Annotated in this window: 13 protein-coding genes; 4 read left to right on the top strand and 9 right to left on the bottom strand. The window is 45.7% G+C overall.

The features are described 5' to 3' along the window. Window positions 1-190 precede the first annotated feature (190 nt). The 3 genes from R7P80_RS08170 to fabB all read right to left on the bottom strand — a co-directional run bounded on the left by R7P80_RS08170 (window position 191) and on the right by fabB (window position 3886). Complete coding sequence (locus R7P80_RS08170) at window positions 191-1204, bottom strand: aspartate-semialdehyde dehydrogenase (RefSeq protein WP_005380562.1); 1014 nt, start codon at window positions 1202-1204, stop codon at window positions 191-193. After that, complete coding sequence (locus R7P80_RS08165) at window positions 1201-2334, bottom strand: 4-phosphoerythronate dehydrogenase (protein WP_005380560.1); 1134 nt, start codon at window positions 2332-2334, stop codon at window positions 1201-1203. Before R7P80_RS08165 ends, R7P80_RS08170 begins: the two co-directional genes overlap by 4 nt. Window positions 2335-2674: 340 nt before the next feature. Next, on the bottom strand, window positions 2675-3886 hold the full coding sequence (gene fabB / locus R7P80_RS08160) for a beta-ketoacyl-ACP synthase I (protein ID WP_005380557.1): 1212 nt from the start codon (window positions 3884-3886) through the stop codon (window positions 2675-2677). A 128-nt stretch (window positions 3887-4014) separates the two neighbouring features. Here fabB and mnmC point away from each other — a divergent pair, with 128 nt between their 5' ends. Next, window positions 4015-6033 (top strand): bifunctional tRNA (5-methylaminomethyl-2-thiouridine)(34)-methyltransferase MnmD/FAD-dependent 5-carboxymethylaminomethyl-2-thiouridine(34) oxidoreductase MnmC, encoded by a 2019-nt coding sequence (gene mnmC / locus R7P80_RS08155; RefSeq protein ID WP_225491497.1) that lies wholly within the window; start codon window positions 4015-4017, stop codon window positions 6031-6033. 76 nt (window positions 6034-6109) lie between these two features. Here mnmC and R7P80_RS08150 read toward each other — a convergent pair whose 3' ends face one another. The 3 genes from R7P80_RS08150 to R7P80_RS08140 form a co-directional block, all read right to left on the bottom strand. Continuing rightward, window positions 6110-6634 carry an NADPH-dependent FMN reductase gene (locus R7P80_RS08150; RefSeq protein ID WP_005380552.1) on the bottom strand — a complete coding sequence of 175 codons (525 nt, stop codon included), beginning with the start codon at window positions 6632-6634 and terminating at the stop codon, window positions 6110-6112. Window positions 6635-6780: 146 nt separating this feature from the next. After that, the gene (locus tag R7P80_RS08145) at window positions 6781-7044 is read right to left on the bottom strand and encodes a YfcL family protein (protein WP_005380548.1); all 264 of its coding nucleotides are present in this window, start codon (window positions 7042-7044) and stop codon (window positions 6781-6783) included. A 25-nt stretch (window positions 7045-7069) separates the two neighbouring features. After that, complete coding sequence (locus R7P80_RS08140; RefSeq protein ID WP_005380546.1) at window positions 7070-7600, bottom strand: elongation factor P hydroxylase; 531 nt, start codon at window positions 7598-7600, stop codon at window positions 7070-7072. Between the two features lie 332 nt (window positions 7601-7932). On the opposite strand from R7P80_RS08140, the gene R7P80_RS08135 reads away from it, so the two are divergent. Next, on the top strand, window positions 7933-8556 hold the full coding sequence (locus R7P80_RS08135; RefSeq protein WP_005380544.1) for a trimeric intracellular cation channel family protein: 624 nt from the start codon (window positions 7933-7935) through the stop codon (window positions 8554-8556). A 223-nt stretch (window positions 8557-8779) separates the two neighbouring features. Here R7P80_RS08135 and aroC read toward each other — a convergent pair whose 3' ends face one another. Together aroC and prmB are read right to left on the bottom strand one after the other, a co-directional pair. After that, entirely contained in the window at window positions 8780-9865 is a 1086-nt protein-coding gene (aroC, locus tag R7P80_RS08130; RefSeq protein ID WP_017820803.1) for a chorismate synthase, read from the bottom strand. Between the two features lie 180 nt (window positions 9866-10045). Further along, window positions 10046-10978 (bottom strand): 50S ribosomal protein L3 N(5)-glutamine methyltransferase, encoded by a 933-nt coding sequence (gene prmB / locus R7P80_RS08125; protein ID WP_005380541.1) that lies wholly within the window; start codon window positions 10976-10978, stop codon window positions 10046-10048. A gap of 62 nt (window positions 10979-11040) precedes the next feature. Between prmB and smrB the strand changes: the two genes are divergently transcribed. Beyond that, window positions 11041-11571, top strand: coding sequence for an endonuclease SmrB (gene smrB / locus R7P80_RS08120; protein ID WP_005380539.1), 531 nt, complete (start codon window positions 11041-11043; stop codon window positions 11569-11571). 96 nt (window positions 11572-11667) lie between these two features. On the opposite strand, the gene sixA is transcribed toward smrB, so the two are convergent. Next, window positions 11668-12132, bottom strand: coding sequence for a phosphohistidine phosphatase SixA (sixA, locus tag R7P80_RS08115; protein ID WP_005380537.1), 465 nt, complete (start codon window positions 12130-12132; stop codon window positions 11668-11670). Window positions 12133-12506: 374 nt separating this feature from the next. Between sixA and R7P80_RS08110 the strand changes: the two genes are divergently transcribed. Next, window positions 12507-15284: an insulinase family protein gene (locus tag R7P80_RS08110; RefSeq protein ID WP_213874824.1), complete on the top strand. Its 2778-nt coding sequence runs from the start codon at window positions 12507-12509 to the stop codon at window positions 15282-15284. The last annotated feature ends 29 nt before the right edge of the window (window positions 15285-15313 follow it).

The following is a 15313-nucleotide window of genomic DNA, read 5'->3' as shown; positions in this document are numbered from 1 at the left end:
TCAGTTTTGTGCTAAATACAATTTGAAATGGTGATCGGTTAAATATATCGGATATCGCATGCAAAACTATAGCGTTGAGAATAAAAAATGTGTGGCTCTCGCCATATTCGTACTAATCTCACACTATTTTGTTTCGTTCGTACAAAAAAGCCTCGCACTGTGCGAGGCTTTGAAATGAATTGTAAACGACTTAGTAGTAATCGCGGATCAGAACTTCTGCGATTTGCACCGCGTTAGTTGCCGCGCCTTTACGCACGTTGTCAGCAACAACCCACAGGTTTACTCCGCTATGATGGCTGATATCGTTACGGATACGGCCAACCATTACATGATCTTTACCGCCCGCATCGCGAACTTGTGTAGGGAAGTCTTCACCGTGGAACACTTCGATACCGTCAGTTTGTTCAAGCAAGTTAACGACTTCTTGTGCATCGATAGGTGAACGAGTCTCAATGTGGAGTGCTTCTGCGTGACCGTAGAATACAGGAACACGTACACACGTTGGATTGACTGTGATTGATGGATCGTTAAAGATCTTCTGTGTTTCCCACACCATTTTCATTTCTTCTTTGGTGTAGCCGTTTTCCATCATTTGATCGATTTGTGGAATACAGTTAAACGCGATCTGTTGAGAGAATTGCTTCTTGTCTGCAGGCAGACCGTTTAGCAGCTTCGCCGTTTGACCTGCTAGCTCATCAATACCCGCTTTTCCTGCACCAGATACCGATTGGTAAGTTGATACGTTAATACGCTCAATGCCCACCGCATCGTGAATTGGTTTTAGTGCCACCAGCATTTGGATGGTTGAACAGTTCGGGTTCGCGATGATGTTACGGTTACGAAACTCTGCAATCGCTTCTGGGTTTACTTCTGGCACAACAAGAGGAATGTCGTACTCGTAACGGAAGTGTGATGTATTGTCGATAACAATCACGCCTTCATCAGCGGCAATTGGAGCCCACTTGGCTGATAGCTCACCACCAGCAGAAAACAGTGCGATATGCGCTTGAGACCAATCGAACTCTTCTACGTTTTGAACGCGTACCGTTTTACCATTGAAGCGGTAAGTCTTGCCTTCGCTGCGCTCACTCGCGAGTAGGAAGATTTCGCCTACTGGGAATTTGCGCTCTTGAAGCACATCCAAAATTGTTTCACCGACCGCACCGGTCGCACCTAAAATGGCAACATTATATTGCTGGCTCATTGACTTACCTCAATCTGAAAACCTAGTTCTGCTAATGGAGCAAGGTTACATGTTTTGTTACCCACTAGCGTGACAGCACTGTATTCACGGCGATCCCAGTAGTTTTTACGCATCAGGTCAAAAGCGCCTGGCTTACTGATTTCACGGCGGAAAAGAGCGTCATCTCTACGCACATCATAGATTAACTGCGTGATGTTATGCAGTGTTGCTTCGTCCCAAGCTCTGTCCAATACCATAGTAGGAACAGGCGCGGTTGGCAGTAAATCGCTGGCATGCGCACGTAATTCGTTATTTAAGAACTCACAGTAGCTGTTGAAAATCATCGTTGTACCGCGAGCTTTCCCTTCCAAGCCGTAGCCTGCAACGTGAGGGGTTGCGAATGCTAGCAGAGGCAGAAGCTCCATATCAACCTCTGGTTCAAATTCAAATACGTCGAGTGCCGCTGTAAAGCCATCATTTTTCAAAAGACGTTGCTTCAAAGCAGCGTTGTCAACGATGGGACCTCGAGCCGCGTTAATCAAAATTTGATCGCTGCGGAGACCATTTAATACCTTCTCATCAATCAAATGATGCGTTGGGTATGGGCCATCTTTGGTGATTGGCGTATGTAGTGTAATGATGTCTGAGCTTTCAATCAGTTCTGTCAACGGAGTAAAGCTACGAGGATCACCAGCCTCTTGTTTGAATGGGTCATTGATGAGAACTTTAATACCCATGCCTTTCAAACATTTCTCTAGGTAGCTACCTACTTGGCCTGCACCAATAATACCTACCGTCTTGTCAAATACCGAGAAACCTTGTTGCTGAGCGAGCACCATCATCACGCTGAACGCGTATTCCGCTACACCCACTTTGTTACACCCTGGCGCAGCAGTGAAGAAAATGCCTTTCTCTTTTAAGAGTGCTTGGTCAACATGATCCATGCCTGCCGTGGCCGTACCAACAAACTTCAGCTTGTTTGCTTTGCTGATCAGGTCAGCATTCACTTTGGTGACTGAGCGAATCATTAGGGCATCAACATCCACTAAATCATCGGCGGTCAGTGTACGACCTGGTTTTAGAATTACGTTACCGAGTTGGCTGAATAGCTCTTCAGCATACGGCATATTTTCATCAACAATAATTTTCATAGCGCCAGCGTTCTAACATCCATTTGTAAGAGTTCGTTTATTCGCAAGATGCGAAACTAAAGCGATTGTGCCCTTTTCCCGAAAAATCTCAAGATATAACACCAATAAACCTCAAGGAGGTAACTTCTATAGAATCAATTGACGGGAAGCCTAGAGAAAAGCAGAAACAGAGAAAAGAAAAAGCCCGGCTAAATAGCCGGGCAAAGTTCCAGAACAAAAGGATCCTATCCCGCTCTCCATGGGATAGAGTCTGCGTCTGTTCGATCAGTGTGACTGATCAAGCTCTGGAAACTGGATTGTTGGCGTTTACAGTACTCTCGCAAGGCGCCAACAAATTCAGTTAACCTTGGTACTTTTTAATAACCAAAGTTGCGTTTGTGCCGCCAAAGCCAAAGCTGTTTGACATTACGGTCGTTAGCTCTGCATCACGTGCTTCTGTCACGATGTCCAGACCTTGTGCTGCTTCGTCCAAGTTTGAAATATTGATGCTTGGAGCAATGAAGTTTTTGTCTAGCATAAGTGTTGAGTAAATTGCTTCGTGCACGCCCGCTGCGCCGAGTGCGTGGCCAGTCATTGCTTTTGTTGCAGAGATTGCAGGGCTGTTCTCACCAAACAATTGTTGGATAGCACCAAGCTCTTTCACGTCACCAACTGGTGTCGATGTGCCGTGCGTGTTGATGTAATCCACACCATCAACGTCTTGCATCGCCATCTTCATACAACGAATTGCGCCTTCACCTGATGGCGCTACCATGTCGTAGCCATCTGATGTCGCACCGTAACCTACGATTTCACCGTAGATTTTCGCACCACGTGCCAGTGCGTGCTCTAGTTCTTCAATAACCAGCATGCCGCCGCCGCCCGAGATAACAAAACCGTCACGGTCTGCATCGTATGTACGAGATGCTTTGTCTGGCGTGTCATTGTATTTGGTTGACAGTGCGCCCATCGCATCAAACATCATAGTTTGAGACCAATCTAGCTCTTCGCCGCCACCAGCAAAAACAATATCTTGTTTGCCTAGTTGAATAAGCTCCATAGCATGGCCGATACAGTGTGCAGATGTTGCACATGCAGAGCTCATTGAGTAGTTCACGCCACGAATCTTAAATGGCGTAGCAAGACAGGCAGAAACAGTAGAAGACATAGTACGAGGAACCATGTAAGGACCAACTCGCTTTACGCCTTTGGCGCGCATCGTGTCTGTCGCTACCGTTTGATTGTATGCAGAAGCACCGCCAGAACCTGCAACGATACCGGTACGATCGTTTGAAACCTGCTCTTCTGTAAGACCAGCGTCTGCGATTGCCTGCTCCATTGATAGGTATGCATAAGCAGCCGCATCACCCATAAAGCGCATCTGCTTACGGTCGATGTGTTCCGCCGGGTTGATTTTTAGGTCACCCCATACTTGCGAACGAAGACCGTGTTCTTTGAACTGCTCAGATGCAGTGATGCCAGATTTGCCCGCTTTAAGAGACGCTAGAACTTCTTCGACGTTGTTACCGATACTTGAAACAATACCCATACCGGTGATTACGACTCGTTTCATTATGACATTCCTATAATTCAAAAATCCGCTAGATGATAACTAAGATAGTCAACAAAAGTGGTCAGCTTTCCCATAAATTCGTACAATCGCCCCATTCTTACCGCGCCAAATCACAAATTTGCACCATTATGACTTCAATAAAAAACGCAGAACTTGGTTGGAACGAAGCTGGTACTCCGGTTTCAGACCAATTTGATGATGTTTACTTCTCTAACGTAAACGGTCTTGAAGAGACACGCTACGTTTTCTTAAAACAAAATCATCTCCCAGAAAGATGGCAGGAATTTGACCAAAGACGTTTTGTCATTGGTGAAACAGGATTTGGCACGGGATTAAACTTCTTAGCAGTATGCCAGTGGTTTAGTGAGTTTCGTCGTCAGCATCCGGACGCAACATTGAAAGAGCTGCATTTTATTAGCTTTGAAAAATACCCATTAAGCAAAGCCGATTTAAAGAAGGCGCATGAAGCTTGGCCTGAGCTAGCTGAATACGCGGAAAAGTTACAAAAGCACTACCCTGCCGCTGTGCCGGAGTGTCATCGCATTGTTTTAGAAGACGGCGCAATCACACTCGACCTTTGGTTTGGTGACATTAAAGACTGCATGCCGCAAGTCCCATACAACGAACAAGGTTTGATTGATGCTTGGTTCTTAGATGGATTCGCGCCAAGCAAAAACCCAGAGATGTGGAACCAAGGCCTGTTCAACAACATGGCAAAGCTAGCCAAGCAAGATTGTACAGTTGCCACGTTTACCGCAGCAGGCTTTGTACGTCGTGGTTTGAACGAAGCTGGCTTTACAATGAAAAAGGTGAAAGGTTTCGGCACTAAACGAGAAATGATCGCCGGCTCTATGGAGCAACGTGAAAAGCAGTCGAACCATCTCCCTTGGTTCAATCGCACAGCATCTAGCAATCTTGATTCGATAGCCATCATTGGTGGTGGTATAGCCAGCGCGGCGTTAGCGAAAACGTTAGTTCGTCGTGGCCAAAACGTCACCCTTTACTGTAAAGACAAACAACCAGCCAAAGGAGCTTCAGGCAATCGACAAGGAGCCGTTTATCCACTGCTTAATGGCCCGCACACGGGTGTTTCACGAGTGTTTGCTCCTGCATTTTTGTTCGCACGTCAGTTTGTTGAACAAGCAGCACAAGAGATCGATTTTGATCATGACTGGTGTGGCGTGACTCAGTTGATGTGGGATGACAAATCCACAGACAAACTGGAGAAAATACTTGCGGGTAACTTCACACCAGAGCTCATTCACAAGCTGTCCGCCGAGGAGACTGCGAACACTATCGGGTTACCTATTGATATGGCATCTGTGCACTACCCAATGGGAGGGTGGCTGTGCCCTGCCGAGTTAACTCGTGGGTTAATTAAACAATTGGAGCAGACGTCGTTACTCTCAACGAAGTTTGAACACCATGTTGAGGCATTAGATTGGGATGCAAAGCGTCAGCTCTGGCTACTAACGGCGAGTGGTCAAACATTTGAGCACTCAACGGTTGTGATTGCGAACGGCCATGAGTTCCAGACATTGAGTCAAACCGCTTCCCTACCAATGGGACAAGTGAAAGGACAAGTCAGTCATGCGCCAGCAACCGAAACGCTGAGTCAGCTGAAAACGGTGTTGTGTTACGACGGTTACATGACACCTGTTAACCCAAGTAATCAACACTTGTGTATCGGTGCAAGCTACGACCGCAGTCACCTTGACTACGAATTTGATGAAAACGCCCAAAAAGATAATGCGGAAAAGCTAGTGAAATGTGTACCGAATCAAACATGGGCAAAAGAGGTAGATATCACTGGTAATCAATCTCGCCAAGGTATTCGTTGTGTTAGCCGAGATCACTTACCATTTGTCGGAAATGTGGGTGACTTTGAGACGATCAAAACGCAATACGCCAACTTACAAAATCAAAAAGCAGAAGAGGTAGAAACCATTCATCAGTACCCTAACCTATTCTGCTTCTTAGGTTTAGGATCTCGTGGACTGAGCTCTGCACCACTATTAGCTGAAGTGTTGGCCTCCCAGATCTGTGGGGACCCGCTGCCATTACCTGTTGATGTATTAACCGAACTTCACCCAAGTCGAATGTGGGTTCGTAAACTAAGAAAAGGCAAAGCCATTACCGAGCTGTAAGAGTATTCTCTCGTTTTAATTCCCGACACAGATACGTGTCGGGAATCGCTAACTCACTAAGTTGCTCGTACTGAGATTACTTCAGCAGTGCAACTGCCTGTTTCACTTGCTCTGCCACTTCTGGGTTTACAACCTTACCCGATTCCACGTCAAAATTTTCGTAGAAGCTCGGCACCGATAACGATGCCTTTACATCCGCGCCAAAAAATTGTGCAGAACCTGTCGCCGCCGCAAGAACACTTTGTGCACCACCGGGACCTGGGGAAGTTGCTAAATAAACGACAGGTTTGTTTTGAAATACATTACGCTCAATGCGCGTCGCCCAATCGAACAAGTTTTTATAGGCCGCTGGGTACGAACCGTTGTGCTCTGCGAAGGAAACAACGAGAGCGTCAGCCTCCGCCAAGTCACGTAAAAACGCGACAGCCCCTTCAGCTTGACCTATTTCTTTCTCTTTGTCCTCGCTAAACATTGGCGCTTGATAATCGTTTAAGTCTAGAACATTCACTTGAGCGCCTTCGACTTGATTTGCTGCGTATGTAGCAAGTAGTTTGTTGATTGAGGTAGAGCTGGTAGATGCACCAAATGCGACAATTTTCATGGTTGTAATCCTTTGTTCACGTTTTATGCTGATCAGAATAAAAGTTGAACAGTTTCGCTACAACCACAAAAATTTTATGGAGAGGTTCGAATTTTTCGAAGTAGTAAATGACTAGGATTAAATAAAGGGAGAACGCTGCTTAGGGATTAAGCCTGAGCCTGGAGCTCTTGCCACAAATCACTGACAATCACGCGATCGGCCGGGCTTAACTCGGTACGCGCATCTTCTAAGCTGCTCTCAATGCGTGACTTCAGCTCAGTAATATCGCTAATCCCTTCTTCTTCACAAGACGCCGCGGATAAAGAGATGTGACCACGTAAATAACCACCAGCAAACAATTCATCGTCAGATGCTGTTTCAATTCGAGCATCAATCAGTTCCAGTAGTTTTTCTTCAAATTCAATAATCATGGTGTATCTCTGAGGTTATTAGTGGTTATTTAACGCAAAAGTCCGACGCTTCCAGTGGCTTAGTTTGATAAAATGCGCGCAGGGCATCAGAAAGCATTTTCACTCGCAAAGGCAAGCCAACGTCCAAAATACCTAGCACTTCTTTATGCACTTTTTTCATAAAGCCGAGCCTATCTGGTTCAAAATCGCCGTGTAGATTGTCACAACTCACCGTAAAAGGGAAGCCAGCGCTTTGTGCCAGAATCCATTCATAAGCTTGAGGTCGCACTTCAACTTTCTCAAACTCCGCTTGAACTTCTGCTGTTCGCCCATCGGGTTCATACCAATAGCCAAAATCTTCCAGCAAACGACGCTCTGGACCAGCCACACACCAATGCGAAATCTCGTGTAAAGCAGAGGCGTAAAAACCCCGAGCAAAAATAATCCGATGATGAGGGTGTTCATCATCAGCAGGAAGATAAATAGGCTCATCACCACCTAACTCTAATTTCGTATTAAATTGTTCTAAAAAGGTGTCATTAAAAATGGTGATTAAGTCTTGGTATTCGTGGGTCATCGTCGAGTTTGTACTTCAGTTTGACATGCGCTGCATATTGTCGCTGTTTTTAGCTATGAGGTAAAGGCAACCCCACATTTTTGGTTATTAGTTGAATTTATCTGAACATCGCTTTCTCCATACAATTTCTCATTCGTCAGCGTACTTATTTACCACTACACTCTCGCCTTATTTTGATGCCGTTCAAACCGCTATTTTTAAGCCGTTTGATTACAAGCATGTTGCTGGTTTTAATCACTTTTTAAGAGAGATAGAACCGTTTGTAAGTGTTGTTACTTCGCCTACGCTGATTCTCGTAGAACGTAGTGACTTTTTACGTTGAGTGTTTCCCTATGTTGCTAAGTGTGTTGTATATCATTGGTATCACGGCTGAAGCCATGACAGGTGCGTTAAGTGCTGGTAGAAGAAAGATGGACTGGTTTGGTGTTATGTTGGTGGCCAGCGCAACGGCCATTGGTGGTGGCACCGTACGTGACATTCTATTAGGCCACTACCCTCTTGGTTGGGTAAAAAACCCAGAGTTCCTTGCAATTACGTGTGTTGCAGGTGTGCTAACAACAGGTTTAGCGAAATGGGTGATTAAGCTGAAAGGTCTGTTCATTCGCCTCGATGCATTAGGTTTAATCGTGTTTAGTATCATCGGAACAAAAATTGCGATGGGCATGGGCTTGCACCCTGGTATTTGTATGGTTTCAGCGTTAGTAACTGGTGTATTCGGTGGGCTACTTCGCGACTTAATCTGTCGCCAAACACCATTGGTACTGCATGAAGAGCTTTACGCTTCTGTCGCTCTTATCGCATCAGGAATGTACTTAGCGCTATTAGAATTCAATGTTCCCGATGTCACTGCCACTATTATTACACTGGTTACTGGTTACATGTTGCGTATGGCTGCGGTACGCTTTAAGTGGCGTCTGCCTTCTTTCCATTTGGAAACCGAAGGCTCGATTCATTAAGCAAAAACTACTTAAACAAAAAAGGTTGCCTGATAAAATTGTGCCACCCGCGATTCAGTGAGTGGCATAATTTTATATTCAGTCATCCTGAACAGCGACGAAGGAGCATGATTCAGGATCTATTATCCGAGCACTCTGTTGTCAGAGATGTTTCTTTCTCTTTTCATCGTGCTGAAATTAGATTCCTAGTCTCGCTATAGCTCGCTGGAATGACACAAAGCTCTTAAATCTTCGGTGTTTCAGTTGTTACGCCATGGTTTTGACCACGGTGGCGTAGTAAATGATCCATCACCACAATAGCCAGCATCGCTTCTGCGATAGGCACAGCACGAATACCCACACATGGGTCATGACGACCTTTGGTGATCAACTGAGTTGGTTCACCTTCTTTTGTGATGGTCTCACCCGGCACAGTGATACTTGATGTTGGCTTAAGCGCAATGTTAGCGACAATGTCTTGACCAGTCGAGATACCGCCAAGAATGCCACCCGCATGATTACTACCAAAACCTTCAGGAGCAAGCGTATCACGGTGCTGACTGCCTTTTTGGTTTACCACGTCGAAACCGTCTCCGATTTCCACGCCTTTCACCGCGTTGATGCTCATTAGTGCGTGCGCGATGTCTGCATCCAAACGGTCAAATACGGGTTCCCCAAGACCAACAGGCACGTTAGTTGCCACAACCTGGATTTTTGCGCCAATAGAGTCGCCTTCTTTTTTCAGGTCACGGATAAGTTGGTCAAATGCTTCTACTTTGTCAGCATCAGGGCAGAAGAATGCATTGTTCTCGATTTCGTTCCAATCTACCTTGTCGATAGATACATCACCCATTTGTGACAAGTAAGCACGAATCTCAACACCAAACTCATCTTTTAAGTATTTCTTCGCGATTGCACCAGCAGCCACACGCATTGCGGTTTCACGAGCTGAAGAACGGCCGCCACCGCGATAGTCGCGGATGCCATATTTTTGGTGGTAAGTGTAATCAGCATGACCCGGTCTGAACTTATCTTTGATGTCAGAGTAGTCTTTTGAGCGCTGATCGGTGTTTTCAATTAGCAAACCGATCGATGTGCCCGTGGTTTTGCCTTCAAAAACGCCAGAAAGAATTTTAACTTCATCCGGTTCACGACGTTGTGTGGTGTAACGTGATGTGCCTGGACGACGGCGGTCGAGATCGATTTGTAGATCTGCTTCTGTAATTTCCAACCCCGGAGGACATCCGTCTACGATACATCCCAGTGCGATACCGTGACTTTCCCCGAATGTCGTCACTCGGAAATGTTGTCCGATACTGTTTCCTGCCATTACTTCCTCAAGTTTTTATCGCCACGCTCTCTCAAAACAGAGCATAGCTGCTTTCCAATTCTTCGTGGATTCATAGTGGCTTTATTACGTTTTGATGTAAAGAGTTAATATCGGCGAGGTATGCATAAAAAAAACACCGAGCATAAAGCTCGGTGTTTTGATGTTTAGTGCAAGACTCTATTAGTCTTTGTACAGTTTAAACTCTTCTGCACACTCAACCAGCTGGTCACGCGTTAGCATAAATACGCCATGACCGCCGTTCTCGAACTCAATCCAAGTAAATGGAATCTCTGGGTACTGTTCCATCATATGAATCATTGAGTTTCCGACTTCACAAATAAGAATGCCGTTATCTGTTAGATAATCTGGCGCGTTAGCAAGAATACGACGCACTAGTTTTAGACCATCTGTACCCGCAGCTAGCCCAAGCTCAGGCTCATGCGTGAACTCATCTGGCAGGCTGTTCATGTCTTCTTCATCCACATATGGTGGGTTGGACACGATTAGATTGTATTTCTCTTTTGGAAGATCACGGAACAAATCAGAGCGAATTGGGAACACTTGCTGCTCCATGCCGTGATCTTGTACGTTTTGCTCAGCCACTTGTAGAGCATCTGTAGAGATGTCGATAGCATCCACTTCTGCTTCAGGGAAAGCGTGCGCACAAGCAATCGCGATACAACCAGAACCCGTACATAGGTCCATGATGCGCGTAGGCTCTTCCACCAACCAAGGTTGGAATTCCGCTTGAATCAATTCGCCGATAGGAGAACGTGGCACAAGTACACGCTCATCAACGAAGAACTCAAGACCGCAGAACCATGCTTTGTTTGTTAGGTATGCTGTTGGCGTACGCTCGTTGATGCGTTTTACTACGCGCTCAACAATACGCAGACGCTCGCTTGTCGTTAGGCGAGAGTTCAATACGTGCGGAGGCACATCAATCGGCAAGTATAAGGTTGGCAGGATAAGCTGAACAGCTTCATCCCACGCATTATCAGTACCATGACCGTAAAACAGGTTCGCTGCATTAAAGCGGCTTACCGTCCAACGAATCATATCTTGAAGGGTATGCAGTTCCGATACCGCTTCTTCTACAAAAATCTTATCCAAAATTGCCTCCGAAAAGCGCTACAATACTGCCAATAAAGTTTATTAATGAAATTGTTTACCTAATGAGCAAAAAAGACACCGAGAACGATGACGATTTCGCCTTGTTTCAGGAAGCAGTACAGGGCGTAAAAAAGTTGCGACAGGATACCATAATCCAGCAACCAAAAAAAAATACTAAGCAAAAAGAAATCAAGCGCTCCAACCGTGAAGCGAGTGACTCTGAATTTTACTTTTCAGACGAGTTTGTCCCTCTATTAAACGATGAAGGTCCAACTCGTTATGCACGTGACGACGTCTCCACTTATGAAGTCAAACGTCTACGTCGTGGCGTGTATGTACCGGACGTGTTCCTCGATATGCACGGCATGACACAGCAAGAAGCAAAACGCGAGCTTGGTGCGATGATAGCCTATTGCATCAAAAACGAGATTCATTGTGCGTGTGTGCAACATGGTATTGGGAAACACATCCTGAAACAGAAAGCCCCACTTTGGTTAGCACAGCATCCTGACGTTATGGCTTTTCACCAAGCGCCACTAGAATTTGGTGGTGATGGTGCGTTGTTAGTGTTGCTTTCTATTCCTGAAAAGTAACAGGCTTGCTGTAGACACGACGAAACGAAAAGGCAGGGATCTCCTGCCTTTCTTATTCTGTCTCTAATTTGCAAACGCTTATCTTGGTTTAGACACTTATGGCGTAATATGCCAAAGCACTTCACCATTTTGTGTTTGTAAATCATATTCAATGCACACTAGCCCTGATGTAGGAAACATCGGTGGTGTCATGTCTTTTACAAACTCTGAAGTCAGATAACCGACCAAAGGCAAATGCGATACGAACAAAAGCGAGTCCAATTGTTCGACTTCGATTAATGCACTTGCGAAATCGAAGACATGCTCGGACTGGCCATAAGGTGTAATATCTTCACAAGTTTCAATGCTTTTTGCAGAGAAATACGCACTGATCTCTTGCCAAGTTTGTTGAGCTCTAATGTACGGACTCACCAACACTTTATCGAATTGCGCAAAACCCTGTTCTTTACAGGCTCTCGCAACCGCTTCTGATTCGACTCTGCCTCTTGGGGTCAATTGTCGTGCTGCGTCTGAATCTGCAAAATGCTCGGCTTCACCGTGACGCATGATGAATATTTTCATGTTATTTCCTAGGGATAGCTAACGCTACCAAAAGGTTGACTGCTATCTTTATTAGATAGACGGGGCTAACTTTAACAATGACGAAACAAAAATACTGATATAATTATCTGTTCATTATACCAATTAGCTTGTTAAAGATAGCGACTTTCTTAACAATCTATTAAAAGAATGTACTCAGTTCATCACACTATTTAACTGTGCAATGAGTTCAGAGCATTCACTCAAACAGTTCTTCCCCATACGCAAACGCGATGGGCCTGTGCAGAAGTCTACGAATAACAAAAATACGGCAAGCAGTATTTGTCGAAACGCAAACTTTGCGCCCCCCGCGAGGGGAGCCTAAATTACTGTAATGCGAAATCTGGAGACGCATCGTGCATCTAAGTCCTAACGATTCAAATCAATACCGCTACATTACCTTGAGCAATGAACTGCGTGTACTGCTGATTCATTCCGATACAGCTCAACAGTCGGCAGCTGCTCTGGCAGTGAACGTTGGACACTTCGACGACCCAAACGATCGCCAAGGTCTGGCACACTATTTAGAACACATGCTTTTTTTGGGTACGGAAAAATACCCTAAAGTGGGCGAGTTTCAAAGCTATATTAGCCAACACGGTGGAACAAACAACGCTTGGACTGGTACAGAGCACACTTGTTTCTTTTTCAATATTGCTCCAAATGCCTTTGAAAGTGCCTTAGATCGATTTAGCCAATTTTTTACCGCACCTTTGTTTAACGAAGAAGCATTAGACAAAGAACGCCAGGCTGTCGACTCCGAATACAAGCTCAAACTCAATGATGATTCTCGTCGCCTGTATCAAGTTAACAAAGAAGTCATCAATCCAGAGCACCCGTTTTCAAAATTCTCTGTCGGAAACTTAGATACTCTTGGCGACCGAGATGGTAAATCCATCCGCGACGAAATTGTGGAGTTTCACCACTCTCAGTATTCCGCCGATTTGATGACACTGACTCTATTTGGGCCACAGTCGCTCGATGAACAGCAAGCTTGGGTAGAAACCATGTTTGCCGACATCCCAAATCACCACCTTCGTGGAAAATCGATTGATGTACCGATAGGCACTGAGGAAAGCACGGGCATTTTGGTTCAAGTCGAGCCGCTCAAAGAGTTCCGTAAACTGATTCTCACATTCCCCATGCCGGGAATGGATGCGCATTATAGCGTGAAGCCACTCTCCTACTTTGCTCACCTGTTGGGTTATGAAGGAGAAGGCAGTTTGATGCTTCAACTCAAAGAAAAAGGCTGGATTACCTCTCTCTCAGCGGGCGGCGGCGCGAGTGGCAGTAACTACCGAGACTTTACCGTAAGCTGCACCCTGACGCCAAACGGCTTAGATCATGTTGATGATATCGTTCAAGCGGTTTTTCAATACCTCTCGATGATCAAACAAGACGGGTTAGATGAATGGCGCTATCTCGAAAAACAAGCGGTATTAGAATCGGCTTTCCGCTTCCAAGAGCCATCGCGCCCAATGGATCTCGTCAGCCATCTGGTGATCAACATGCAGCACTATCAACCGGAAGACACGGTTTATGGTGACTACAAAATGGCGGGCTACGATGAGGAGTTACAGCGTTCATTGCTGCGATACTTAACCATCGATAATGTACGCGTCACTTTGATTGCTAAAGGCCTGGAATACAACCGTACTGCCGAATGGTACTTTACCCCGTACTCCGTCACACCTTTTAGTGAGGACCAACGTCGTTTCTATCAACAAATCGACCCAAGCTGGCAATTCGTCTTACCGAAAAAGAACCCTTATATTTGCTACGACCTCGACCCCATGCCACTCGAAAATGGTGATTCGCTGCCAGAGTTGATTGAGGATCTCGAAGGGTTTCGGCTGTGGCATTTGCAAGATGACGAATTTCGCGTGCCTAAAGGTGTCGTTTATGTCGCTATCGACAGCTCTCATGCCGTTGCATCACCAAAGAACATCGTCAAAACGCGCTTATGTGTAGAGATGTTCCTCGATTCGCTAGCAAAAGAAACCTATCAAGCAGAAATCGCAGGGATGGGTTACAACATGTACGCTCACCAAGGTGGCGTGACCTTAACCCTCTCAGGGTTCAGTCAAAAGCTGCCTCAGTTGCTAGAAATGATTCTGCACCGTTTTGCTTCTCGAGATTTCAGCCCTGCTCGCTTTGAAACCATCAAACAACAACTGTTACGAAACTGGAGAAATGCTTCACAAGATCGCCCTATTTCGCAGCTGTTTAACGCACTTACTGGGTTACTTCAACCCAATAACCCGCCTTTCGCAACCTTAGTCGAAGCGCTAGAAGAAATCGAAGTCGATGAACTCTCGGTATTCGTAGAATCCATTCTTGCAGAACTGCACGTTGAAATGTTTGTTTACGGAGACTGGCAACGCCAGCAAGCCCATGACATGGCTACGACCTTGAAGGATGCTCTAAGAGTTAACGAGCAACGTTATGAAGAGGCACTTCGTCCGCTCATTATGCTAGGTAAAAATGGCAGTTTTCAACGTGAGGTGCATTGTAACCAGCAAGATTCCGCGGTCGTTATTTACCACCAGTGCGAGGATATTGAGCCTCGTAGTATCGCGCTATACTCATTGGCCAATCACCTTATGTCGGCAACGTTTTTCCACGAAATCCGCACCAAGCAGCAATTAGGTTACATGGTAGGCACTGGCAATATGCCGCTAAATCGTCACCCTGGTATTGTACTGTATGTGCAGTCACCTAATGCAGCACCTGCCGAGCTGGTTACCTCAATCGATGAGTTTTTAAATGCCTTTTATATGGTGCTGTTAGAGTTAAACGATTACCAATGGCACAGCAGTAAGCGCGGCTTGTGGAACCAAATAGCAACGCCGGACACCACACTTCGAGGACGGGCTCAACGTCTTTGGGTTGCGATAGGAAATAAGGACACTGAGTTTAACCAACGTGACAAGGTACTGGCGGAGTTGAAGAAGCTGACGCGCGCAGACATGATTCGCTTCGTTGTGAACGAATTGAAACCTCGTACTGCAAATCGTTTGATCATGCACTCTCAAGGTCAAGCGCATTCGGAGGCTCCGCGCATCCATCTAGGACAAGAAATAGGATCGATTGAAGAGTTCCAACTTCGGCCAAAAGATTGCGGCTTGGGGTGAGCTAGTTGCGCAGAAATAAAATTGTCGAT

This window comes from Vibrio sp. 2092, from assembly GCF_033339635.1.
In the GTDB taxonomy this organism is placed as follows: Bacteria; Pseudomonadota; Gammaproteobacteria; order Enterobacterales; family Vibrionaceae; genus Vibrio; species Vibrio alginolyticus.
This window is presented reverse-complemented; position numbering and strand designations above follow the sequence as displayed.

Coding starts and splice junctions, on each gene's coding strand:
- R7P80_RS08135 (WP_005380544.1), top strand. CDS start 7,933: ATGTTGCTAAGTGTGTTGTATATCATTGGTATCACGGCTGAAGCCATG.
- R7P80_RS08170 (WP_005380562.1), bottom strand. CDS start 1,204: ATGAGCCAGCAATATAATGTTGCCATTTTAGGTGCGACCGGTGCGGTC.
- aroC (WP_017820803.1), bottom strand. CDS start 9,865: ATGGCAGGAAACAGTATCGGACAACATTTCCGAGTGACGACATTCGGG.
- R7P80_RS08145 (WP_005380548.1), bottom strand. CDS start 7,044: ATGATTATTGAATTTGAAGAAAAACTACTGGAACTGATTGATGCTCGA.
- smrB (WP_005380539.1), top strand. CDS start 11,041: ATGAGCAAAAAAGACACCGAGAACGATGACGATTTCGCCTTGTTTCAG.
- R7P80_RS08150 (WP_005380552.1), bottom strand. CDS start 6,634: ATGAAAATTGTCGCATTTGGTGCATCTACCAGCTCTACCTCAATCAAC.
- R7P80_RS08165 (WP_005380560.1), bottom strand. CDS start 2,334: ATGAAAATTATTGTTGATGAAAATATGCCGTATGCTGAAGAGCTATTC.
- fabB (WP_005380557.1), bottom strand. CDS start 3,886: ATGAAACGAGTCGTAATCACCGGTATGGGTATTGTTTCAAGTATCGGT.
- sixA (WP_005380537.1), bottom strand. CDS start 12,132: ATGAAAATATTCATCATGCGTCACGGTGAAGCCGAGCATTTTGCAGAT.
- mnmC (WP_225491497.1), top strand. CDS start 4,015: ATGACTTCAATAAAAAACGCAGAACTTGGTTGGAACGAAGCTGGTACT.
- R7P80_RS08140 (WP_005380546.1), bottom strand. CDS start 7,600: ATGACCCACGAATACCAAGACTTAATCACCATTTTTAATGACACCTTT.